Annotated in this window: 20 protein-coding genes; 12 read left to right on the forward strand and 8 right to left on the reverse strand. The window is 69.1% G+C overall.

Going from position 1 to position 21,535, the window contains the following annotated elements; all coding sequences use genetic code 11:
* Positions 1 to 60: 60 nt before the first annotated feature.
* Positions 61 to 1,842, reverse strand: coding sequence for an aspartate--tRNA ligase (gene aspS, locus ACP699_RS15275; RefSeq protein WP_426172112.1), 1,782 nt, complete (start codon positions 1,840 to 1,842; stop codon positions 61 to 63).
* A 143-nt stretch (positions 1,843 to 1,985) separates the two neighbouring features.
* On the opposite strand from aspS, the gene ACP699_RS15280 reads away from it, so the two are divergent.
* Complete coding sequence (locus ACP699_RS15280; RefSeq protein WP_017828137.1) at positions 1,986 to 2,360, forward strand: DUF5684 domain-containing protein; 375 nt, start codon at positions 1,986 to 1,988, stop codon at positions 2,358 to 2,360.
* Position 2,361: 1 nt separating this feature from the next.
* Complete coding sequence (locus ACP699_RS15285) at positions 2,362 to 2,991, forward strand: histidine phosphatase family protein (protein WP_127481895.1); 630 nt, start codon at positions 2,362 to 2,364, stop codon at positions 2,989 to 2,991.
* A 24-nt stretch (positions 2,992 to 3,015) separates the two neighbouring features.
* Here the strand turns inward: ACP699_RS15285 and ACP699_RS15290 are convergent, their stop codons facing one another.
* Entirely contained in the window at positions 3,016 to 3,972 is a 957-nt protein-coding gene (locus ACP699_RS15290) for an NAD(P)/FAD-dependent oxidoreductase (protein WP_426172114.1), read from the reverse strand.
* 6 nt (positions 3,973 to 3,978) lie between these two features.
* Here ACP699_RS15290 and ACP699_RS15295 point away from each other — a divergent pair, with 6 nt between their 5' ends.
* The 5 genes from ACP699_RS15295 to ccsB all read left to right on the forward strand — a co-directional run bounded on the left by ACP699_RS15295 (position 3,979) and on the right by ccsB (position 8,723).
* Positions 3,979 to 4,383 carry a MerR family transcriptional regulator gene (locus ACP699_RS15295; protein WP_055870033.1) on the forward strand — a complete coding sequence of 135 codons (405 nt, stop codon included), beginning with the start codon at positions 3,979 to 3,981 and terminating at the stop codon, positions 4,381 to 4,383.
* 62 nt (positions 4,384 to 4,445) lie between these two features.
* Positions 4,446 to 5,096 carry a TlpA family protein disulfide reductase gene (locus tag ACP699_RS15300; protein ID WP_082524380.1) on the forward strand — a complete coding sequence of 217 codons (651 nt, stop codon included), beginning with the start codon at positions 4,446 to 4,448 and terminating at the stop codon, positions 5,094 to 5,096.
* A gap of 16 nt (positions 5,097 to 5,112) precedes the next feature.
* Positions 5,113 to 5,889 (forward strand): cytochrome c biogenesis CcdA family protein, encoded by a 777-nt coding sequence (locus ACP699_RS15305; RefSeq protein ID WP_255163699.1) that lies wholly within the window; start codon positions 5,113 to 5,115, stop codon positions 5,887 to 5,889.
* A gap of 70 nt (positions 5,890 to 5,959) precedes the next feature.
* On the forward strand, positions 5,960 to 7,744 hold the full coding sequence (resB, locus tag ACP699_RS15310) for a cytochrome c biogenesis protein ResB (protein WP_314476008.1): 1,785 nt from the start codon (positions 5,960 to 5,962) through the stop codon (positions 7,742 to 7,744).
* A gap of 4 nt (positions 7,745 to 7,748) precedes the next feature.
* Positions 7,749 to 8,723 (forward strand): c-type cytochrome biogenesis protein CcsB, encoded by a 975-nt coding sequence (gene ccsB, locus ACP699_RS15315; RefSeq protein ID WP_055877131.1) that lies wholly within the window; start codon positions 7,749 to 7,751, stop codon positions 8,721 to 8,723.
* A gap of 55 nt (positions 8,724 to 8,778) precedes the next feature.
* Here the strand turns inward: ccsB and ACP699_RS15320 are convergent, their stop codons facing one another.
* The 3 genes from ACP699_RS15320 to ACP699_RS15330 all read right to left on the reverse strand — a co-directional run bounded on the left by ACP699_RS15320 (position 8,779) and on the right by ACP699_RS15330 (position 14,261).
* The gene (locus tag ACP699_RS15320; protein WP_426172119.1) at positions 8,779 to 9,369 is read right to left on the reverse strand and encodes a 2'-5' RNA ligase family protein; all 591 of its coding nucleotides are present in this window, start codon (positions 9,367 to 9,369) and stop codon (positions 8,779 to 8,781) included.
* A gap of 120 nt (positions 9,370 to 9,489) precedes the next feature.
* Positions 9,490 to 11,463: a YhgE/Pip domain-containing protein gene (locus ACP699_RS15325; RefSeq protein WP_426172121.1), complete on the reverse strand. Its 1,974-nt coding sequence runs from the start codon at positions 11,461 to 11,463 to the stop codon at positions 9,490 to 9,492.
* Positions 11,460 to 14,261, reverse strand: coding sequence for an MMPL family transporter (locus tag ACP699_RS15330; RefSeq protein WP_426172123.1), 2,802 nt, complete (start codon positions 14,259 to 14,261; stop codon positions 11,460 to 11,462). The genes ACP699_RS15325 and ACP699_RS15330 overlap by 4 nt, the downstream gene beginning before the upstream one ends.
* A 131-nt stretch (positions 14,262 to 14,392) precedes the next feature.
* Between ACP699_RS15330 and ACP699_RS15335 the strand changes: the two genes are divergently transcribed.
* Positions 14,393 to 15,016, forward strand: a complete 624-nt coding sequence (locus tag ACP699_RS15335) for a TetR/AcrR family transcriptional regulator (RefSeq protein WP_055870043.1) — start codon at positions 14,393 to 14,395, stop codon at positions 15,014 to 15,016.
* Here the strand turns inward: ACP699_RS15335 and ACP699_RS15340 are convergent.
* A complete protein-coding gene (locus ACP699_RS15340) occupies positions 15,003 to 16,421 on the reverse strand; it encodes an MFS transporter (RefSeq protein WP_426172125.1) in 1,419 nt (472 codons plus the stop codon). The two genes, ACP699_RS15335 and ACP699_RS15340, sit on opposite strands and share 14 nt — an antisense overlap.
* A gap of 84 nt (positions 16,422 to 16,505) precedes the next feature.
* On the opposite strand from ACP699_RS15340, the gene ACP699_RS15345 reads away from it, so the two are divergent.
* Complete coding sequence (locus ACP699_RS15345) at positions 16,506 to 17,126, forward strand: helix-turn-helix domain-containing protein (RefSeq protein WP_426172127.1); 621 nt, start codon at positions 16,506 to 16,508, stop codon at positions 17,124 to 17,126.
* A 33-nt stretch (positions 17,127 to 17,159) separates the two neighbouring features.
* On the opposite strand, the gene ACP699_RS15350 is transcribed toward ACP699_RS15345, so the two are convergent.
* Together ACP699_RS15350 and ACP699_RS15355 are read right to left on the reverse strand one after the other, a co-directional pair.
* Positions 17,160 to 18,143 (reverse strand): o-succinylbenzoate synthase, encoded by a 984-nt coding sequence (locus ACP699_RS15350; protein WP_141386848.1) that lies wholly within the window; start codon positions 18,141 to 18,143, stop codon positions 17,160 to 17,162.
* Between the two features lie 40 nt (positions 18,144 to 18,183).
* Entirely contained in the window at positions 18,184 to 19,203 is a 1,020-nt protein-coding gene (locus tag ACP699_RS15355) for a GNAT family N-acetyltransferase (RefSeq protein ID WP_426172130.1), read from the reverse strand.
* A gap of 92 nt (positions 19,204 to 19,295) precedes the next feature.
* Here ACP699_RS15355 and ACP699_RS15360 point away from each other — a divergent pair, with 92 nt between their 5' ends.
* The 3 genes from ACP699_RS15360 to ACP699_RS15370 are packed head-to-tail and all read left to right on the forward strand — an operon-like array spanning position 19,296 to position 21,529.
* Positions 19,296 to 19,628 (forward strand): PadR family transcriptional regulator, encoded by a 333-nt coding sequence (locus tag ACP699_RS15360; RefSeq protein WP_426172132.1) that lies wholly within the window; start codon positions 19,296 to 19,298, stop codon positions 19,626 to 19,628.
* A 1-nt stretch (position 19,629) separates the two neighbouring features.
* Positions 19,630 to 20,598 (forward strand): permease prefix domain 1-containing protein, encoded by a 969-nt coding sequence (locus tag ACP699_RS15365; RefSeq protein WP_426172134.1) that lies wholly within the window; start codon positions 19,630 to 19,632, stop codon positions 20,596 to 20,598.
* A gap of 10 nt (positions 20,599 to 20,608) precedes the next feature.
* Positions 20,609 to 21,529 (forward strand): 1,4-dihydroxy-2-naphthoyl-CoA synthase, encoded by a 921-nt coding sequence (locus tag ACP699_RS15370; RefSeq protein ID WP_017828156.1) that lies wholly within the window; start codon positions 20,609 to 20,611, stop codon positions 21,527 to 21,529.
* Positions 21,530 to 21,535 lie beyond the last annotated feature (6 nt).

Consider the following 21,535-nt stretch of genomic DNA (forward strand, 5'->3'; position numbering starts at 1 on the left):
GGGTCGCACGAATCCGAGGACTGCGTGCGACCCGGGCGTGAGTCCGCGTGGCGGTGGGCGTCAGGCCTCGTCGTCCTCGGGCTCGTAGTCGACGCCGGCCTCGGCGCGCTGCGCGTCGGTGATGGGCGCCGGAGCGGAGGTGAGCGGGTCGAAGCCGTTGCCCGACTTCGGGAAGGCGATGACCTCGCGGATCGACTCGGTCTTGGTCAGGTGCTGCAGCACGCGGTCCATGCCGAGCGCGATCCCGCCGTGGGGCGGGGCACCGAACTTGAACGCGTCGAGCAGGAAGCCGAACTGCTCGTCGGCCTGCTCGTCGCTGATGCCCATGACCTCGAACACGCGCTTCTGCACGTCTTCGCGGTGGATGCGGATCGAGCCGCCACCGAGCTCCGAGCCGTTGCACACGATGTCGTACGCGTAGGCGAGGGCCGATCCGGGGTCGGTGTCGAACGTGTCCTGGAACTCGGGCTTGGGGCCGGTGAAGGCGTGGTGCACGGCCGTCCAGGCGCCCGCGCCGACGGCGACGTCACCGGAGGCCACGGCGTCGGCTGCCGGCTCGAACATCGGAGCGTCGACGACCCAGGTGAAGGCGAATTCATCGGGGTTCAGGTAGCCGAGGCGGCGGCCGATCTCGACGCGCGCGGCACCGAGCAGCGCACGGCTCTCCTTGGTGGAACCGGCGGCGAAGAAGACGCAGTCGCCGGTCTCGGCACCGACGAGCGCGGCGAGTCCGGCCTGCTCGGCCTCGGACAGGTTCTTCGCGGCAGGGCCGCCGAGCGTGCCGTCCTCGTTGAACAGCACGTAGGCGAGGCCGCGGGCGCCGCGCTGCTTGGCCCAGTCCTGCCAGGCGTCGAGCTGCTTGCGGGGCTGCGAGGCGCCACCGGGCATGCGCACCGCGCCGACGTACTCCGCCTGGAAGACGCGGAACGGGGTGTCCTTGAAGTACTCGGTCGCCTCGACGAGCTCGAGTCCGAAGCGCAGGTCGGGCTTGTCGGAGCCGTACTTGGCCATGGCGTCGGCGTAGGTCATGCGCGGCAGGGGCGTGGCCACCTCGACACCGATCGTCGCCCACATCGCCACGATGAGCGACTCCATGAGCGTGATCACGTCTTCCTGGTCGACGAAGCTCATCTCGATGTCGAGCTGCGTGAACTCCGGCTGACGGTCGGCGCGGAAGTCCTCGTCGCGGTAGCAGCGGGCGATCTGGAAGTACTTCTCGACGCCACCGACCATCAGCAGCTGCTTGAACAGCTGCGGCGACTGCGGCAGGGCGTACCAGCTGCCGGGGCTCAGGCGAGCCGGCACCAGGAAGTCGCGCGCGCCTTCGGGCGTGGAGCGCGTGAGGGTGGGCGTCTCGACTTCGGTGAAGTCGTCGGCGTGCAGCACGTCGCGGATCGCCTTGTAGACGTTCGAGCGCAGGCGCAGAGCGGATGCGGGGGCCGGACGACGCAGGTCGAGGTAGCGGTACTTGAGACGGGCTTCCTCGCCCACGGTCTCGGTGTCGGCGAGCGCCGTGGAGACCTGGAAGGGGAGGGGAGCGGACTCGTTCAGCACCTCGACGTCGGTCGCGATGAGCTCGATCTCGCCGGTGGGGAGGTTCGGGTTCGCGTTGCCATCGGGGCGCAGCGACACCTCGCCGGTCACCTTCAGCACGAATTCGTTGCGCAGCGGGTGCGCGATCTCCTCGTCGCGGATGACGACCTGAGCGATGCCGGAGGCGTCCCGCAGATCGATGAAAGCGACTCCTCCGTGGTCACGACGGCGATCGACCCAACCCGAGAGGGTGACGGTCTGACCGATGTGCTCGGCTCGCAGAGAGCCTGCCGAGTGGGTGCGAAGCACGGAGTATTCCTTCTGATCTGGGAAATGGGGAACCCGCCCATTCTACGGGGGCGGTCGGGAGGTCATCGGCCCCGTCGGCGGCGTCCGGGGCGGCATATCAGTAGGATCGCCACGACACAGCTCTTACACAGAAAGGATGCACCGTGGACAACAACGGCATCGCCGATCTCTACGCATCGATCTTCTCCGGTACTACGGGCCTGATCGCGCTCGTCTTCTACATCCTCGTCGCCATCGGGCTGTGGAAGGTGTTCACGAAGGCCGGATACCCCGGCATCCTCGCGATCATCCCGATCGTGAACCTCGTCTTCCTGGTGAAGATCGCCGGAATGTCCGGCTGGTTCGCACTGCTGTACCTCATCCCGGTCGCGAACCTGATCCTCGCGATCATCGTCGCGTTCAAGCTCGGTGAGCGCTTCAACAAGGGCGGGCTCTTCTCGTTCTTCCTGCTTTTCCTCTTCCCGTACATCGGGTACCTGATCCTCGGCTTCGGGGATTCGCGCTACAGCAAGGCGTGACATGACGGCGTCCCGGTTGCACCTCGTCCGACACGGCGAGGTGCACAATCCGGCCCGCGTGCTCTACGGTCGTCTTCCCGACTACCACCTGAGCACGGCGGGCCGGGGGATGGCCGCAGCGGCGGCCGACCACGTGGCCTCGCTCGAGCGTCCCGTGCGCGCGCTGTACTCCTCGCCGCTGGAGCGTGCGCAGGAGTCGGCCGAGCCGTTCGCGGAGCGCTTTGACCTCGTGCCCGAGGTCGACATCCGCCTGATCGAGCCGACCAACGTGTTCGAGGGGACGCAGATGCGCCGTTCCCTGATGAACCCGCTGAACTGGTGGCACCTGCGCCAGCCGTCCGTTCCCAGCTGGGGTGAGCCGTATTCCTCCATCGCGGAGCGGATGCTCGGCATTATGGACGAAGCGTGGGATGCGGCACCGGACGGCGACGTCGTGATGGTCTCGCACCAGGCGCCGATCTGGATCACCCACCTCCGAGTGGCGGGCCTGCCCCTGCAGCACGACCCGCGCACGCGTCGCTGCGCCCTGTCGAGTGTCACCTCGTTCGAGCGCGTCGGCGACGTCTGGCGAGAGGTCGCCTACGCCGAGCCCGCCGCGACCGGCGGCGCCGTGGACGTCGGCGCGGTCTGAGCCGGTCCTCGCGACGCGCCCCGCTCAGTGCTCGGCGGCCAGGAGTGACTGGATGATGCCGACCGCGGCCAGCTGACCGGCGGCGGCCGCCAGCAGCACGGATGCCATCGGGCCGGGAAGGGTCGCACGGTGGGCGAGATCGCCCGCGGCGAAGACCCCGGGGAGCGAGGTGCGTCCGAACTCATCGATCTCGATGCAGCCGGACTCGAGCATCTGCAGGTCGAGCTGCGCGACCAACGGTGACCGCTGGCGCATCGATCCCGCCGCGACGAAGATGCCGTCGACCACGCGCTCATCGTGGTGGGTGCGGATGCGCACGCCTCCGTCGACCTTCTCGAGGGAGGAGACAGGGGCAGGGCTCACCCGCACGCCCTTCGCCTCGAGCATCTGGATGTCTTCGTCGGCGAACATCTCCCCGACGGGGAACACGGTGATGTCCCCGACGATCCGGCCCAGCAGCCCGATGAGGTGCGCGGCCCGAGGTGCGGCGCCGAGGATGGCGATCGGTCTTCCCGCGTGCTCGTGTCCGTCGCAGAACGGGCAGCTGAACGCGAGTGTGCCCCACAGGTCCTGCAGGCCGGGGACGTCGGGAAGGTCGTCGGCGACGCCCGTGGCGAGGATGACCTGGCGCCCCTCGACCACGGAGCCGTCGGAGATGCCAACGACGAAGGCATCCTCGGCGCCCGAGACGCTCATCGCTGCGGCGTCGCGGATCTCCACGTCGTCGTAGGCGGAGAGCTCTGCCCGTGCGGTCGCGCGGAGCTGGGCGGGGGCAGTGCCGTCCGCGCCGATCATGTTGTGCATGTGCAGGACGGTGCCGTTGCGGTACTCGCCCGAGTCGAGGAGCAACGTGGAGCGGTGCATCCGCCCGAGGGTCAGAGCGGCCTGCAGTCCTGCCGGTCCTGCGCCGATCACGATGGCGTCGTACATGGTGGTCCTTCCGATGACGTTGTTGCGTTCCTCGTCAGTCTGTGACTTCATGTCAACATGAAGTCAAGCGATGCGCACCCCTGGTCCGTCGGCGATGTGGCCGCCCGCGTCGAACTGCCCACGAACGTGCTGCGGCACTGGGAATCGGTGGGTCTGCTCCGGCCGCCTCGAGACTCCGCGGGGCGACGGCGCTACGGCGAAGACGAGGTCGTGCGCATCGCCGTGATCCAGCGCAGCAAGGCCGCGGGGATGACGCTCGAACAGATCGGGGTACTGCTCGACGACGGCAGCGCCGGGCGGCACCAGGTGCTGCAGCAGCATCTGGACGACATCGATCGGCGCATGGAGGAGATGCGCCGATCCCGCGAGATGACCGAGCACGCGATGGGCTGCCGGGCGCACGACATCGCCACCTGCCCGCGGTTCCGGGCGGGCGTGGACGACGTTCTGGCGCGCTTCTGAGGCCCTCGGCGAGGCGCCCGTTTCCGGCTCGCGCATAGGATCCTCTGCGTAAACTCGGAGTCGTGCCAAGCGATTCGACGGTCCGTCAGATCCGCAGCGGCCGCTCCTCCCGCACCCGGCGTTCGCGTCGTGCGGTCGGTGCCGCGCTCGCTGCGGTGCTCGCCATCGGTCTGAGCGCCTGTGCTCCCGATCCGGTGAGTGAATCGTTCCTGAACGGCGAGAACACCGGTTATGTCGCCGCCGACGGGGCGATCGTCGAGATCCCGGTCTCCGAGCGCGGCGAACCCGTCGTGTTCAGCGGGGTGACCGAGGAGGGCGAGAAGTTCGACAGCGCCGACATCGCCGGACAGGTCGCGGTCGTGAACTTCTGGTACGCCGGCTGTGCGCCGTGCCGCCTCGAGGCCGCCGATCTGGAAGCGGTGTGGCAGGACTTCAGCGATGAGGACGTCGCGTTCGTCGGCATCAACACCCGCGACCAGGCAGACACCGCTGTGGCCTTCGCGAACGAGTACGGCGTCACCTACCCCAGCCTGATCGATGTCGACACCGCGCAGGCCAAGCTCGCCTTCGCGAAGGAGACCCCGATCGCTGCGACACCGACCACACTCGTGCTCGACAAGCAGGGCCGGGTCGCTGCCCGCATCATCGGACCCATCGACGGCAAGTCGATCCTCTCCACGCTCGTCAAGGACGCGTTGGCGGAGGACTCGTGACCATCAGGGGAGCCTTGTGAACCCCGAAGCGATCATCGGCTCCGGGGCCCTCTGGATCGCGATCCCGGTCGCGATGCTCGCGGGACTCGTCTCTTTCCTCTCCCCGTGCGTGCTCCCCCTCGTTCCCGGCTACCTCGGTTTCCTCGGCGGCGCCGTCGCACCTCGGTCGACCGCTGCTGCCGGTGCAGAGGGCCAGGCCACGACCCAGACGACGACACGTGGCCGGCTCGTCCTGGGTGTGCTGCTGTTCATCCTCGGTTTCAGCCTCGTCTTCGTCTCCATCACGGCTCTGGGGGGGATGGCGAGCGTCTTCCTCCTGCAGTGGGGCGAGCTCATCACGCGCATTCTGGGCGTCGTCATCATCGTGATGGGTCTGGTCTTCCTCGGCCTGTTCGGGTTCGCGCAGCGGGAGCTCCGCTTCCACGTGGATTCGAAGGCCGGCATCATCGGGGCGCCGCTGCTGGGCATCGCGCTCGGCATCGGCTGGGCTCCGTGCCTGGGGCCCACACTCACGGCGATCTTCGCGCTGTCGTTCAACGCCGGTGATCCTGTGCGCGCAGGCTTCCTCGGGCTCGCGTACTCGCTCGGCCTCGGCATCCCGTTCCTTCTCGTCGCCCTCGGTTTCGGTTGGGCGACGAAGACGATCGGATTCCTTCGTCGGCATATCCGCGTCGTCAACGTCATCGGCGGAATCCTGCTCATCATGCTCGGCATCCTGATGGTCACAGGGCTCTGGACCGACATCATGTCGCGGTTGACGGCGGTGATGGGCAGTGTCCTCCTCCCGCTCTGACGATCCAGAGACCACCGATCGCCCTGACCAGAACACCCGTCCCGAGAAGAACCCCCGCACTGAGAAGGCCATGACCAAGAACAAGGGTGCCGCGAACAGCGACTCCAGCGATCCGCTCCGTCCGTCGGACCACGTCGACGGCGACGACTCGATCACCCAGCCGCGGCTCGGGTTCGTCGGCTGGCTGCGCTGGGGGTGGCGTCAGCTGACCTCGATGCGCACCGCGCTCATCCTGCTGCTCGTGCTCGCGATCGCCGCGATCCCCGGCTCGATCTTCCCGCAGCGGATGGCCGACCCGAACGGCGTCACGCAGTGGGAGCGCGACAATCCCGACCTCTTCCCGGTGCTCGACGCGCTGAAGCTGTTCGACGTGTACCTGTCGCCGTGGTTCTCGGCGATCTACCTGCTGCTGTTCGCCTCGCTCGTCGGTTGCGTGATCCCGCGCATCAAGCACCACGCCAAGGCGCTGCGTGCGCGCCCGCCGCGCACCCCCGCGCGACTGCAGCGGCTCGAGGACTACCGCGCGCTCACTCGGGACCCTGCGGCAGACTCCGGCACGAAGACCGGCGATGCCGAAGCCGAGGCCGCCGCATCGATCGACGTCGCCACGAAACAGCTCAAGGCTCTCGGCTACCGTGTGGAGCGCTACGACCGCGGCCGCACGTTCTCGGTCTCCGCGGAGCGCGGCTACTGGCGCGAGACCGGCAATCTGCTCTTCCACCTCGCGCTCGTGGGGGTGCTGGTCACGGTCGGTATCGGCGGCGGGTTCTCGTACACCGGTCAGCGCGTGCTGGTGGAGGGGGAGACCTTCGCCAACACGCTCCTGGACTACGACTCGATGAACCGCGGACGCTTCGTAAGCGACGACGCGTTCTCTCCGTACTCGATGCGCCTCGACTCCTTCGACGTGACGTACCAGCCGTTCGGTGAGCCCGGCTCCGGGCAGGCCGGAGACTTCTCTGCCAACGTCACGGTGCAGGAGAACGGCGAGGAGCGCACCGGCTCCGTCAAGGTCAACGAGCCCCTCGGTGTCGCCGACGATGACGTGTTCCTCCTCGGCAACGGCTACGCGCCGACCGTGACCGTGCGTGACCCCGAGGGCAACGTGGTGTTCACCAACAGCACGCCGTTCCTTCCTCAGGACAACAACATGACCTCGCTCGGTGTGCTCAAGGTGCCGGACGGGCTTGCGGAGCAGGTCGGACTCGTCGGGTTCTTCTACCCGACCACGGGCGTGCTCGAGAGCGGTGCGTTCTTCTCCGCCTACGGCGACCTCACGAACCCGACGCTCACTCTCGACGTGTACACCGGAGACCTCGGGATCAACGAGGGGGTGCCGCGTTCCGTCTACGTGCTCGACACCACGGGGATGACCAAGCTCACGGGCCGCACCACCGACGTCGAGTCGATCGAGCTGGCACCGGGGCAGACCGCACAGCTGCCGAACGGCCTCGGCTCGGTGACCTTCGAGGACGAGTCTCCGGCCGGCGCAGCGGACGCCTCCCAGTCGGTGAAGCGCTTCGCCTCGCTGCAGATCCACCGCGACGAGTCCGGCGTGTGGGTGCTCGGTTTCGCGCTGCTCGCACTCGGCGGTCTCATGATCGCGCTGTTCGTGCCGCGTCGCCGTGTGTGGGTCAAGGCCACAGCGCACGACGGCGAGATCGCCCTCGAGTACGCCGCGCTCGCCCGAGGCGAGGACCCGACCCTCGCCGCAGCCGTGGAAGACCTCGTCGCAGGGCACGCCCGACTGCTCGACGCGGCCGGAGGCACCACGGCGCGCCCCACGATCGATGACACCGCGGACGAGTCCGCCGAGCCGGAAGCCCCGGCAACCGACACCCGGAAAGTAGACTGACACCATGCTCGAGCTCAACGTGATCTCGCCTGTCCTGCTCTGGACGGCGATCGCGATCTACGCGGCGGCCTTCGTTGCCTACGCCTTCGATCTCGCACGGCGCTCGCAGGCGACAGCCGACGCGCAGAACGTCCGCGAGTCGGTGCTCGTCGGAGCGGGTGGCGGGAGCACCACCGCATCCGCAGGCACGTCCGGTTCCGGTACCGCCCCGCAGCGATTCGTGATGGCCCGGATCGGCACCTCGCTCACGGTTCTCGGGTTCCTCTTCCACCTCGCCGCTGCGGTCACCCGTGGCATCGCGGCCGGACGAGTCCCGTGGGCCAACCTGTACGAGTTCGCCATGATGGGCACGCTGCTCATCATCGCGGTGTACCTCGTCGTGCTCACCCGCATCGACCTGCGGTTCCTCGGCACGTTCATCACGGGCCTCGTCGTGGTGCTGCTCGGCCTCGGGGCGACCAACTTCTACGTCGACGTCTCACCGCTGATGGACCCGCTGAAGAGCGTGTGGCTCGTCATCCACGTGTTCGTGGCCTCGCTCGCGACCGCGTTCTTCGCTCTCGCGTTCGCGCTCTCGGTGATCCAGCTCATGCAGTCGCGCCGCGAGCGACTCCTCGGCGAGAACGCCACGAAGACCGGTCCCGGCTTCCTCCGCACCTTCCCGAACGCGGTGCGCCTGGAGAGCCTGGCGTACATGTTCACGATCATCGGCTTCATCCTCTGGACCTTCACGCTCATCGCCGGGTCCATCTGGGCCTACTACGCCTGGAGCCGCTTCTGGGGCTTCGACGTGAAGGAGACCTGGACCTTCGTGATCTGGGTGATCTACGCCGGATACATCCACGCCCGCGCGACCCGCGGCTGGCGCGGCAACCCCTCGGCGTGGCTGGCGATCGTCGGCTTCTCGGCCGTGATCTTCAACTTCACGATCGTGAACGTCTTCTTCAAGGGCCTGCACGCCTACTCCGGCCTGAGCTGAGCTGAGCTGAGCTGACCCGCGGTGCCACCAGCGTCGCGGAGACGGCTTACCGGGGTCAGCCGCGCAGCGGGATGACCTCGGCGTGCTCGATGCCGCCCTGGTACCAGACCAGTTCGGCTTCGGTGATGCTCTCGACAGGCGCGGACTCGAAGGGTCGTGACTCGGCTCGTGCGAAGCGCGACCACTCGGCTCCGTCGAGGGTCTTGCCGTAGAGCACCGACAGGTGGAACGTCCAGTCCTCCAGAGGCAGCTCGCCGATACGACGGAGGTCCGTGGCATCCAGTGCGGTGGTCAGTGACGAATACGCCGACACGAGCGAGGGGCTGCGGGCGAGGCGCACGATCAGGATCTGCCAGGGCACGGGGAACTCGTCGACGGCTTCGGCGATGACCTCGATCGGGGCCTGCCGCGCTGCCCACGAGCGGATCAGCCCGGTGAGTGCCTCGCGTCGCTCGGGCTCGTAGAACCCTCGCAGTGTGACGTGCCCGGTGTGCGGGCGCCGTGCCGGGACGCCGAGGCGGGAGACGGCGGCATCCTGGACATCGCGATAGACCGTGCCGACCGCCGCGGTGGGCCGGAGCACGAGGTACTGCTGTCCCTCCAGGCTCGCGAGTTGGTCGGGGGTGTCCATGAACGGCCGGCGCATGTCAGGAGCCTAGGACGCGTCGTGAGGGCGCGAAACCGGAGGCTGACACACGAACGGCCCGGTGCGTCATACTTCGACGCGCCGGGCCGGCGTGGATGGTCTTCGCTGCGGGGCGAGGAGTCAGGCCGTGGCGAGGACCGCCTTGGCCGAGGTCGTGCGCCGCAGCGTCACGGCGAGGGTCGTGGCCACGAGAGACAGCACGCCCCAGACGACCAGAGCGGCGACCGCCGAGCCGCTGGCGGTGATCAACCCCGCGAAGGCCGGAGCCGTCGGGAGGGCGGCCCCGATACCGGCGAGCCAGCCGGGCACCGTCGAGACCAGACCCGTCGCGACCGCGAGCACTCCGACCAGGGCCGAGATCCAGCGTCCGATCCCGCCGAACAGGGCGACGAGCGCCTGGTTCACGGCGGCGAACACGACACCGGCGAGCACGGCGGTACCTGCGAAGGCCCACCAGGTGCCGGCGTCGTAGCTCGCCACGACCTGCACGATCAGCGACACCAGCAGTCCCTGACCCGCGCCGATCAGTGCCGCGGGAGCGAACGCCCGCAGCGTGAGCGTCGCCGACGACCGGCGAGAGGTGAGCGTGCGAGCGGTGTGGGCGCGCATCACCACGAAGGTCGCGAGTCCGCCGAACCAGAGCACCACCGCAGCGAGCAACGGGATCGCGGTCGGACCGAAGATCGTGTTCATCGACGAGTTCGACGACACCGGGTCTGCGATCACCGAGGCGAGAGACTTCGACTCGGTGTCGCTGAACGAGGGGAGCGAATCGGATGCCGTGCGCAGCCCGCCGGCGAGGTCACCCGTACCGGTCGCCAGGGTGTCGAGCCCGGTCGTGAGCTCGGTGGCGCCATCGGCGAGAGCGGTCGCTCCGCTGGAGAGCTGGGTCGCACCGGACGCGAGGCCACGGGCTCCGGCGGCGGATGCGCCGATGCCCTGGTCTGCGAGCTGAGTGAGGCCGGAGGACAGCTGAGTGGCGCCCGCACCGGCCTGCGTCATGCTGGACGCAAGAGTGCTGAAGGTGCCGGGGAGGGCAGCGACGCCACCGGCGACCTTCTCGTTGTTGAGGGTGCCGGACGCGGTTCCTGCACTCTGGGCCACCGCACCCGCATCGGATGCGAGGGAGGTGAACAGATCGCACTGCGCCTGGTCCCTCACCGGGGTTGCGCATGCCGTCTGCTGCAGCGTCCCCAGCCGTCCCGCCAGGGCCAGCGAGCCGTCGGCCGCCGACTTCGCCGATGCCGAGGCGCCTTGGATCGCACCGACCAGCTCTTGCGTGCCGCCGATGTTCTGCTGCAGCGCGGCACCGCCGGCCGTCAGCCCGGATCCGATCTGCGCCGCACCTGCCGCGGCCTCACGCGTCTTGCCCGCGATCGTGTCGAGGCCCGAGGCGAGCGACGACGCACCCGTCCCGAGCTCGCCCGCCCCGGAGGCCAGCTTCGTGGCGCCGTCAGGGATCGCGGCGGCTCCGGTGGCGGCATCCCGCGCCCCGCTCGCGAGCTTCAGCGCGCCGTCTGCCGCGTCGCCGATCTGGTCGCCGATGGTGGTGAAACCGACCAGGATGTTCTCGGTCGTCGCCTCGGAGAGCATCGTGCCCATGGTCGACGCGGCGACATCGGCGAGCTGACCCGTGATGAGGTCGTCGGCGACGAGTCCGTCCTTCGGCGTGGTCACCGTGATGGTGGCCTGCTCGGCCTTGCCTCCGCCGTCGGAGATCGCGGTGCCGGCCGAGGTGGCCGCGGTCGAGAAGTCCTCGGGGACCGTGATGACGGCCTGGTAGGAGCCGTCGGCGAGTCCGTCGGCTGCGTCGTCCTTGTTCGAGATCACCCAGGTGAGGTTCGAATCCAGATCGTCCGAGCCCTCCACGAGACCCGCGGCGAGCTGGCGCCCGAGCGGAGTCATCTGCCCGTCGATGGTGACGGGCTCGTCGAGATTGACGATGGCCGCGGTCATGGAGTCGAGGCGCTCCGTCGGGTTCTGCAGGGCCGCGACCAGGATGCCGCCGACCGCCGCCGGCAGCAGTAGCACGCCGAGGATGGTCAGCCACGTGATGGGCTTGCGGGAGCGGGCGCGCTCGATGGGGAGGGTCATGCGGTCACCTCGGTGGATTCTGCGGCGCTCCGGCGAGGAGCACGCGTGTCGAGAGTCTGTGCGTCGGGCCATCCGGCCTCGGCGAGGGTGGTCCGTGCCGAATCGGCGTCGGAGGCGGTGGCGAACACCGCGAGCGTGCGGGAGGCTGCGGCATCGCGCAGCATCGCCGTCGCCTGGTCGCGCTGTCCGCCGCTCAGGCGGTCGATCCCGTCGATCACGACGATCTGCGACTTTCCGCGCAGGGCTTCGGTGAGGTCGCCGAGCGCGGCATCCGCATCGTCGACCAGCACGCAGCCGACGTGAGAGCGTACCCAGGCGGCGCGTCCGGGGAGCAGGTGCCCCGCGACTCTGAGCTTGCCGTCCGCGGGGGTCAGGCGTCCCGCGATCGTCAGGGCCAGAGCCCGGCGGGTGCGCAGGTCGCCACCGGTCGCGATCACGGCACCGCCCTCGGGGATCCGCATCGAGAGACCCTCGATGAGCGGCGCATCGGCGCTGATTTCGAGGTCGTCGGCGGCGACGATCGACCCGTCGCCCGGCCATGCGGCCAGGTGTCGTTCGCGTTCGACGGCCTCGCCCTCGACATCGACGCGGGGGAGGACCTTCTCCAGCCAGCGCGGGAGCTCCCAGGCGCGTTCGCCCAGGATCGCCATGAGCGCGGGGATCAGCGTCATCCGCACCAGGAAGGCGTCGAAGGCGATGCCGGCGGCGAGGCCGAGCGCGATCGGCTTGAGCGACGAGTCGCCCTCGGGGACGAACGCGACGAACACCGCGAACATGATGAGCCCGGCTGCGGTCACGACCTTCGCCGAGCCGGTGAAACCGCTGCGCACGGCCCGGAGCGCGGCGGCCCGCCGGGTGGCACGGTTCGGGCTCGTCGCATCCTTGTCGTGCACGAAGTCCTCGCGCATGCGGGAGACGAGGAAGACCTGGTAGTCCATCGCCAGACCGAACAGCACGCCCATCAGGATGATCGGCATGAAGCTGATGATGGGCCCGACCTTGGCGACGTGCAGCAGGTCGGCGAACCATCCCCATTCGAACACCGCCCCGACCACGCCGAAGGCGGCGACGATCGAGAGCAGGTATCCGGCCGCAGCCGTGATCGGCACCCACAGCGAGCGGAACACGATGGTCAGCAGGATCAGCGAGAGGCCGATCACGAAGATGCCGAACGGCAGCAGCGCGTTGCCGAGCTGGTCGGAGATGTCGATCCCGACGGCGGTGAAGCCGGTGACCTTGAGGTCGATGCCGAACTCGTCAAGCCACTCGTCGTGGTGGCTGCGCAGCTCACGCACGAGGTCGGCCGTCGCCGGATCGTCGGGTGCGGTCTCGGGGATGATCTGCACGATGCCGGTGTCGGCGGTCTCGTTCGGCGTCGCGAGGGCGACCTCCTTCACGCCGGGGACCTTCGCGACCGCGTCGCCGAGGTCTTCCATCAGGGTGAGCGGGTCGGTGGAGGTGACGATCGTGCCGGTGAGGATCAGCGGACCGTTGAACCCGGGTCCGAACTGCTCGCCGACGAGGTCGTAGTTCTGCCGGGCCTCGGAGTCCTTCGGCAGCACGCCGGCGTTGGGGAGGGCGAGGTCGAGGCTCAGCGCGGGCACGGCCACGATCCCGAGTCCGAGGACGACGGCGAGCGACACCAGCACCGGATGCTTCATGACGCCGCCGACCCAGCGGGCGCTGCCCTTCGCCGGGGCCGTGACGGGCTTCGGCTCCTCCGACGCATCGGATGCCGCGCTCTTCTTCGTCTTCGGCGCCTTGACCTTCTTCGGGCGACCGACGACCTTGCCCTTCATGAATCCGAGCAGAGCGGGGGTCAGGGTGACGGCGATCGCGACGGCGACGGCGACGGCGGCGGAGGCCGCGATACCCATGGTGGTGAGGAACGGGATGCCGGCGAAGCCGAGGCCGATCAGCGCGATGAGCACGGTGACGCCGGCGAAGACGACGGCCGATCCGGCGGTACCGACGGCACGGGATGCCGATTCCTCCGGATCCACGCCCTCTCGCACCTGATCCTGATGTCGCGCCATGATGAACAGCGCGTAGTCGATGCCGACCGCGAGTCCCAGCATGAGCGCCAGCAGCGGGGTGGTCGAGGAGACGGTGGCGAAGGCGGTCGCGGTGAAGATGCCGGCCATCGAGATGCCCACGCCGAGGATCGCGGTGAGCAGGGGGAGCCCGGCCACCACGAATGAACGGAACGTGACGATGAGCACGAGGAGCGCGATGAGGAGCCCGACCGCCTCGGTGAGGGTGACGCCGGGGATCGAGATCGCGAAGAGGTCGCCGCCGAGCGAGGTCTGCGAGCCGGAAGGAAGCACGCCGTCGAGGTCGCTCACGGCCGAGCGCAGCGCATCCTTCGTCGTGTCCGAGACGTCGGTGGCCTCGCCGTCGAACTGCACGCGCACGATGGCCGCCGTGTCGTCCTCGTTGATCATGCCCTTGACCATCTCGTCGTAGGGCGAGGTGGCGGCGAGCACGCCGTCGAGGTCGCCCAGCTCGTCGACGGCGTCCTCGATGTGTTCGCGGTAGTCGTCATCCGTGATCTTGTCGCCGTCGGCGGCGACCACGATGAACTGCGCATTCGTGCCGCTCACCTGCGGGAACGAACGGGAGAGCTGCTCGAGACCGGCCTGCGATTCGGTTCCGGGGATGGAGAACGTGTTGTCTGTTCCCGCTCCCAGCACGAGAGCCCCGGCGCCGGCGATGCCGAGCGCGAGCAGCCAGGACACGAGGACTCGCCACGGGTGCCGGAAGGACCAGCGTCCGAGCGAGGACAGGAGTGTGGACACGCGATCCTCCGAGGGGTGCGGGGTGGATACACAGGTGTATCCGATACATAGATGTATCGTAAGGTGACCCGCCCGGCCAAGCCTGTGTGCGGGGTGTGAATCATGCGAGAGTGAAGGGTCAGGAGGTTTCGATGTCGACACCCGCAACCCGCAGCCGTGAGAACACGCGTGCCCGTCTGCTCGAAGCGGCGGCGCAGGTCTTCGCCGAGGTCGGGCTCGACGGAGCATCGGTCGAAGCGGTCTGCGAGCGAGCCGGCTTCACCCGCGGCGCGTTCTACTCGAACTTCGAGTCCAAGGACGAGCTGTTCCTCATGCTCGCCGCCAGCGTCTCCGAAGTGCGCGTGAACGCGGTGCGCACCCGTGTCGAGGAGCTGACCGCCGCCGGTGCCCTCGTCGAGGGGTGCGATCCGATCGATCTCGTGCAGCAGATCATGGAGCTCGGCGGAGACGACCGCCTCGGCGTCATGCTGCTCAGCGAGATCCGCATCCGCGCCCTGCGCGACGCGAGGTTCGGCGAGGCGTATCTCGCCCAAGAGCGCGAGATGGTCTCGAGCATCGCGCAGATCGTCGACGACATCATCTCGGCAGGCCTGCTGCGGCTGCGGCTCCCGGCCGAGATCGCCGCGCGCATGCTCATGATCATCTGGGAGGGCATGACCGTGCGAGGAGCGATGGCCGGCCAGGACGACGCGCAGCTTCGGCACTCCGGTGGCGAGGAGCTCGGCCGCCTGGTGCAGCTGCTCATCGAGCCGTAGTCGGCGTCGCCGTTCCCCGGGCCCTCGAGGTCTGACGGCTCGCTGCGAGGGAGAGCAGTGCGGCACCGGCCAGGAGCGCAGCCGTCACGAGGAACGTCACCTTCAGCGCTGCGGTGAGCGCCTCCGGCGTTGCGGTCGCGATCTCTGCTGCGCCGGAGGCTGCGGCGAAGAGTGCCGCGAGCACGGAGGCGCCAGTGACGAGCCCGAGATTGCGGGACAGGCCGAGCAATCCTGACGTCACACCGCGGTGCTCTGTCGGCGTCGCACTCAGGACTCCGGTGTTGTTCGCCGCCAGGAACAGCTGGTACCCGGGGGCGAGCAGCACAGTGCCCGTGATGTATCCGATGAGCCCCCACCAGGAGGGCAGCAACGCGAGCGCGAGGGCTCCGACGACCATGGCCGAGAGCCCCGCCGTGGTCATGAGCCGCGTGCCGAACCGGTCGACCGCGCGGCCGGCGATCACGCCGGTGCAGATGGAGGCGAGCGGTCCCGCGGCCATGGTCGCCCCGATCGCGGCCGGAGCGAGGTGCAGCCCTCCCGCGAGGAAGAATGGGCCGACCACGAGAGTGCTCATCATGACCGTGCCCACGATCAGGTTGAGCACGGCCCCGATCGAGACGTCGCGATTGCGGAGCAGAGCCGGCGGCAGGAGCGCATGGGAAGCGCGGGCCTCCCGGAGGGCGAACAGAGCGGCAGTGACGATCGCGCCGCCGAGGAGCGGCATCGTCGGCCAGGATCCGTCGGCACCGGGCGAGGTCACGCCGAGCGTGTAGAAGGTGACGGCCGCCGTCAGCAGCAGCACGCCGCCGATGTCGAATCCGCGTCGGGGCCCGCTCGCCGCGGAAGTACCGCGATCGGTCATGCCGGTCAGAACCGCGACCAGCACGCCGAGCGGCGCCATTGCTGCGAAGATCGCCGGCCACCCCGCCACCGTGATCAGGAGGCCGCCGAGCGCGGGGCCTGAGGCGGTGCCCACTGCGGCCGTCGTCCCCAGCAGACCCATGACACGTCCGAGGCGCTCCGGCGCGACCATGTCGCGGGCACGGGCGAGAGGGAGCGCCATCATCACGGCAGCGCCGACACCCTGCAGAGCGCGGGCGCCGATCAGCACCCCCAGCGTCGGAGCGAGCGCGCAGAGCACGGCAGCGAGGGTGAAGATGACGATGCCGATCCCCAGGATGCGTCTTCGCCCGAGGAGGTCGCCCAGGTATCCCACCGTGAGGCTGGTCGCTGTCATCGCCAGCAGGTACGCGAGCGCCACCCACTGTGTCTGGGAGAAGGTGCCATCCAGGTCTCGGGCGATCGTGGGGAGCGCCACGTTGGCGGCGCTGGTGCCGAGGGACGCGACCAGCACGCTGAGAGCGAGCCCGGCCGTGCCTGAGCGAAGGGGGGAAGTCGTGGTCACGGTCATGTCCTCAGCATCGATCGCGTCTTCACTGAACAGCAACACGAGTTGCCGAAAGCGGGATGGCGGTGATGGGATGAGGCCATGGACGAACACGAGGCGGTCATCGACGCGACGCTGGAGCAGATCGGTCCGAGGCTCCAGGCGCTGCGCCTTCGACGAGGAACGACACTCGCCGAGGTCGCGTCGGCCACGGGTATCTCGAAGAGCACTCTCTCGCGCCTGGAGACGGGTCAGCGGCGCGCGAGCCTGGAGCTGCTCCTGCCGCTCGCGCGCATGTACCGGGTGTCGCTGGACGACCTCGTGGGCGCTCCCGAGACCGGCGACCCGCGGGTGCGGCTGCGCCCGCGGCGGGTCAACGGGCGCACTGTGGTGGCGCTCACACGCCAGCCGGGCGAGAGGCATGCGTGGAAGATCATCGTGCCTTCCGAGGCCTCGGAGCCGAAGCTCACCTCGCATGAGGGGTCGTCATGGATGTATGTGCTCACCGGACGCATCCGGCTCATCGTGGGTGACCGCGACATCATGCTCGAGGCCGGAGAGGTCGCGGAGTTCGATACACGCACGCCGCACTGGTTCGGCGCCGATGGGGAGCACGACGCCGAGATCCTCACGATCTTCGGCGCGGAAGGCGGCCACGGTCCGCACACTGCCGACCTCGCGACGCGCCACCTCGCCGAGGTGCTCGGCGGGCCTCCGCGGTGACGTGCGACGGGGTCCTCGCCGCGGCAGTCGGCCTCAGTGTGCGGCGGTCGAGAGCTCATAGTGGCAGCGGGCGAGGCGCGCGAGCCACCATTCGCGTCGTTCGTCCGATGCGGCGAGACGACTGAGTGCCTCCGCATCGGGTGTCACTCGGCCGACCGGGATCGAGCCGTCGACCGGGCGCAGGTCGGCCACGTCGTCGAGGAACAGCGACGCCGTGCCGAGCCCGCAGTCGTAGTCGAGTGTCGGGAGGGCCGCAGCGAGGGCGGCTCCCTGAGACAGGCCGATCGCGGTGTCCAGGGCGCTCGAGACCACGACGGGGAGCCCCGCGGCGGTGACGATCTGCAGCGCGTGAGTGATGCCGCCGAGGGGCTGCGCCTTGATCACGAGCAGGTCGGCCGCGCCGGCACGGGCGACCGCGAGCGGATCGGACGACTTGCGCACGCTCTCGTCGGCGGCGACCGGGATGCCCATGTACTTCACGCGCCTGCGGAGATCCGCCAGCTCCGGCACCGTCGCGCAGGGCTGCTCCACGTACTCCAGGTCATACTCGCCCAGCGCATGCACGGCGTGCTCGGCCTCGTCGACGTTCCAGGCTCCGTTCGCGTCGACCCTGATGCGGCCCTCGGGGCCCATCGTCTCGCGCACGGCGCGAACGCGCGCCACGTCGTCGGAGAGGGTCTGCCCCGGCTCGGCGACCTTGACCTTCGCTGTGCGGCATCCGGGGAATCGCGCCAGCAGCTCGGGCACGCGCGACGCCTCGATCGCGGGCACCGTGGCGTTCACGCCGATCCGATCCCGTAGCGGCTCCGGCTGCTCGCGCCATGCGAAGTCGATCGCGGCCGCGAGCCATGTGGCCGCCTCCGCGTCTTCGTACTCCACGAACGGTGAGAACTCCGCCCACCCCTCCGGCCCCTCGAAGAGCAGTGCCTCCCGCACGTCGACGCCGCGGAAGCGACTGTGCATCGGGAGGGCGACGACCCTGGCCGAGTCGAGCAGGTCTGAGAGCGGCGGGATCATGTGCCCATTCTGTCCCCGGGAGGCCTGCGACCGCTGCACGTCAGGCCAGGTGTTTCTGCAGCTCGCCCATCCGCTCGGTGGGAATGAACCCGAGAAGCGTGTTCACGGCGAGCATGTGTGCGTTCGATTCCGCGTTGTACGTGTAGACGGCAGGTGCATGAGGAGCTCGGTGCTGCAACAGGCGGAGGTTCGCGATCTTCACCGCCGTGCCGAGGCGGTGGCCGCGGTCGGCCCGGCGCACGAGCGTGCCCCATTGGTACGCATTGCCGTCGTCGCCCGACACGACGAGCTGGGTGTAGGCGGCGACCTGACCCTCCGGCGTCAGCGCGACGGTGCCGATCGGAAGACGGTTCTGCCTGACGAGGAGCTCCTCCTGCTCGCGGATGCTCTCCACGTCGGGCTTCGCGGGTGCGATGTCGAGATCGCCGCTGGGGGCTTCGGTATCGATCGAGGCGTCGAGGATCGCCCAGCCTTCGACGACGTCGTCCGGCACCGGTCCGATCCAGCTCCGGACCGAGTAGCCCCGGGTCGCCGCAGCCATGTCGGCGTCGATCCGGTCGAGCACCTCGAGGTCGAGCGGGAGTGCGAGCCGGTTCTGCACGTCGCCGAGCGCGAGCGCGTAGCCGTGGCGGCGGGCGAACTCGCGACCGGGTGCGCCCTTGCCGTCGGATCCGAGCTCGTACGGCCACGAGGTGTCGCCCTGCGCGGTGGTGCGTCCGGCCTCGGCGGCTTCTGCCTCGAGGAAGGCCAGGGCGGTGCTGCCGACTCCGCGCCGTCGATGCGCCGGCGGCACGTGGACGGCGAGGTGCGCGACGTGCGTGTTGTCCTTGAGGGGGAGTGCGAGGCCCGCTGCGCCGACGACAGTGCCGTCGTCGCGCAGCAGGAGGGGGCGTCGCTCGAGAGTCTGGGACTGCTGCTGCATCGCGTTGCGCGTCTCCTCGCGGGACCAGACCGGGATGTCGGATCCGCGGTCGGCACGTTCGGCGGCTGCATAGGCATCCCACCAGGCGTCCACCTCCGCGGTGTCGAACGGGTCGATGCGCGTGATCTCGAGCGTCATGACTCCACGCTACTTCCCCCTTCCCGTCCGCCCCGGGACTGTCCGAAACGTACGCTGGACAATAGTGTGTGACGCACAGTAATGTGGGCTGCATGAACGAGACGCTCGACACGCACCTGCAGGAGCTGCGGCGCGGCACCGTGGTGCTGGCCTGCCTGCAGCTGCTGCGCACGCCGGGCTACGGCTATTCGCTGCTCGACCAGCTCGAGAAGCGCGGCTTCGCGACGGATGCGAACACCCTGTATCCGCTGCTGCGCCGCCTGGAGAAGCAGGAGTACCTCACGAGCGAGTGGAACACCGAGGAGGCGAGGCCGCGCAAGTTCTACCGCACCTCGGACGCCGGCATCCGCCTCGCCGACACCCTCACCGACGAATGGCGATCGCTCACCATGGCGATCGCGTCCCTCACTGCAGAGGAGAACTGACATGACCACCACAGCCACGCTCACCGAGCGGTACATCAGTGCCACGATCCGTAGTCTTCGGCCGGATGCGCAGGACGATGTCCGCGCCGAGCTCGAAGCCTCCATCACCGATGCGGTCGAGGCGCGAGTCGAGCAGGGTGAGGCGCCAGAGGCCGCCGAACGCGCGGTCCTCACCGATCTCGGCGACCCCGGGGTCTTGGCCGCCGGGTATGCGGATCGCCCTCTGCACCTCATCGGCCCCCGTTACTACCTGACCTGGTGGCGGCTGCTCAAGCTGCTGCTGATCATCGTTCCGGCCTGCGCCGCCGTGGGTGTCGCGATCGCGAAGTTGATCGAGGGGGCGACGGTCGGAGACGTGATCGGCGCGATCGTCGCCGTCACCCTCTCGGTCGTCGTTCACGTGTGCTTCTGGGTGACGCTGGTGTTCGTCGTGCTCGAGCGCACCGGTGCCGACACGGGGGAGAAGTGGGACGTCGACCAGCTGCCCGTGCCGACCGAGAACGGCGCCGCGCGCAGCGACATGATCGCCACTCTCGTCTTCCTCGGCATCGGCGTCGCCGCCGTGGTGTGGGATGCGACCCGCGGGTTCTTCCCGACCGGCGGCGATCCGATCCCGATCCTGAACTCCGGGCTCTGGCCGTGGGGGATGACCGTGCTCCTCGCCATCATGCTCGCCGACGCCGTCCTGGCTGTCGCCGTGTACCGCCGACGCCGGTGGACGGTCGGTCTCGCCGTCGTCAACACGGCGCTCTCGATCGCGTTCGCCACCTGGGCGGTGACACTTCTCGTGCGGGACGAGCTGCTGAACCCGGAGTTCGTGGAGTTCGTGTTCGCCGACAACGGGGTGGACGCCGACACGTTGCGCATCCTCGCGGTGATCACCGGAGTCGGCATCATCGCCGTCCAGACCTGGACCATCATCGACGGCTGGATGAAGGCCTGGCGCGCTCGCCGCGGGCGCGAGGAATAGGCTGGATGCCGTGACCACCGCATTCGTCTCCGACCTCTTCGACCCGGCCGAATGGGTGCTCGCGCCCGGTGCTGAGGACTACACCGACATCACCGCGCACGTCTCACGTGACGGCGGAGTCGCACGCATCGCGTTCAACCGGCCGGAGGTGCGCAACGCGTTCCGTCCGCACACCGTGGATGAGCTCTACCGCGCGCTCGACATCGCCCGGCAGGATGCGCACATCGGTGCGGTGCTGCTCACGGGCAACGGCCCGAGCCCGAAGGATGGCGGCTGGGCGTTCTGCTCGGGCGGTGACCAGCGCATCCGCGGTCGCGACGGCTACAAGTACTCCGACACGGAGACCGCGATCGTCGACGGCGCGGGCCGTGCCGCCGTCGGCCGTCTGCACATCCTCGAGGTGCAGCGGCTCATCCGCTTCATGCCGAAGGTCGTCATCGCGGTCGTGCCCGGATGGGCGGCCGGCGGCGGACACTCCCTGCACGTGGTCTGCGACCTCACGATCGCCTCCGCGGAAGAGGCGCGTTTCAAGCAGACGGACGCCGACGTGGGCAGCTTCGACGCCGGCTACGGCTCCGCCTACATGGCCCGCCAGACGGGGCAGAAGTTCGCCCGCGAGGTGTTCTTCCTCGCCGAGGAGTACTCCGCCCAGCGTGCGTACGAGATGGGTGCGGTGAACCGCGTGGTGCCGCATGCCGAGCTCGAGCGCGAGGCGCTGAAGATGGCGCGCACGGTGCTGACCAAGTCGCCGACGGCGATCCGCATGCTGAAGTTCGCCTTCAACGCCGTCGACGACGGGCTGGTCGGTCAGCAGGTCTTCGCGGGAGAGGCCACCCGCCTCGCCTACGGCACCGACGAGGCCGTCGAGGGTCGCGACTCGTTCCTCGAGAAGCGCGACCCCGACTGGTCCTCCTTCCCCTGGCACTACTGAGTCGGA

The organism is Microbacterium sp. DWRC1-3 (genome assembly GCF_049896645.1).
In the GTDB taxonomy this organism is placed as follows: domain Bacteria; phylum Actinomycetota; class Actinomycetes; order Actinomycetales; family Microbacteriaceae; genus Microbacterium; species Microbacterium maritypicum.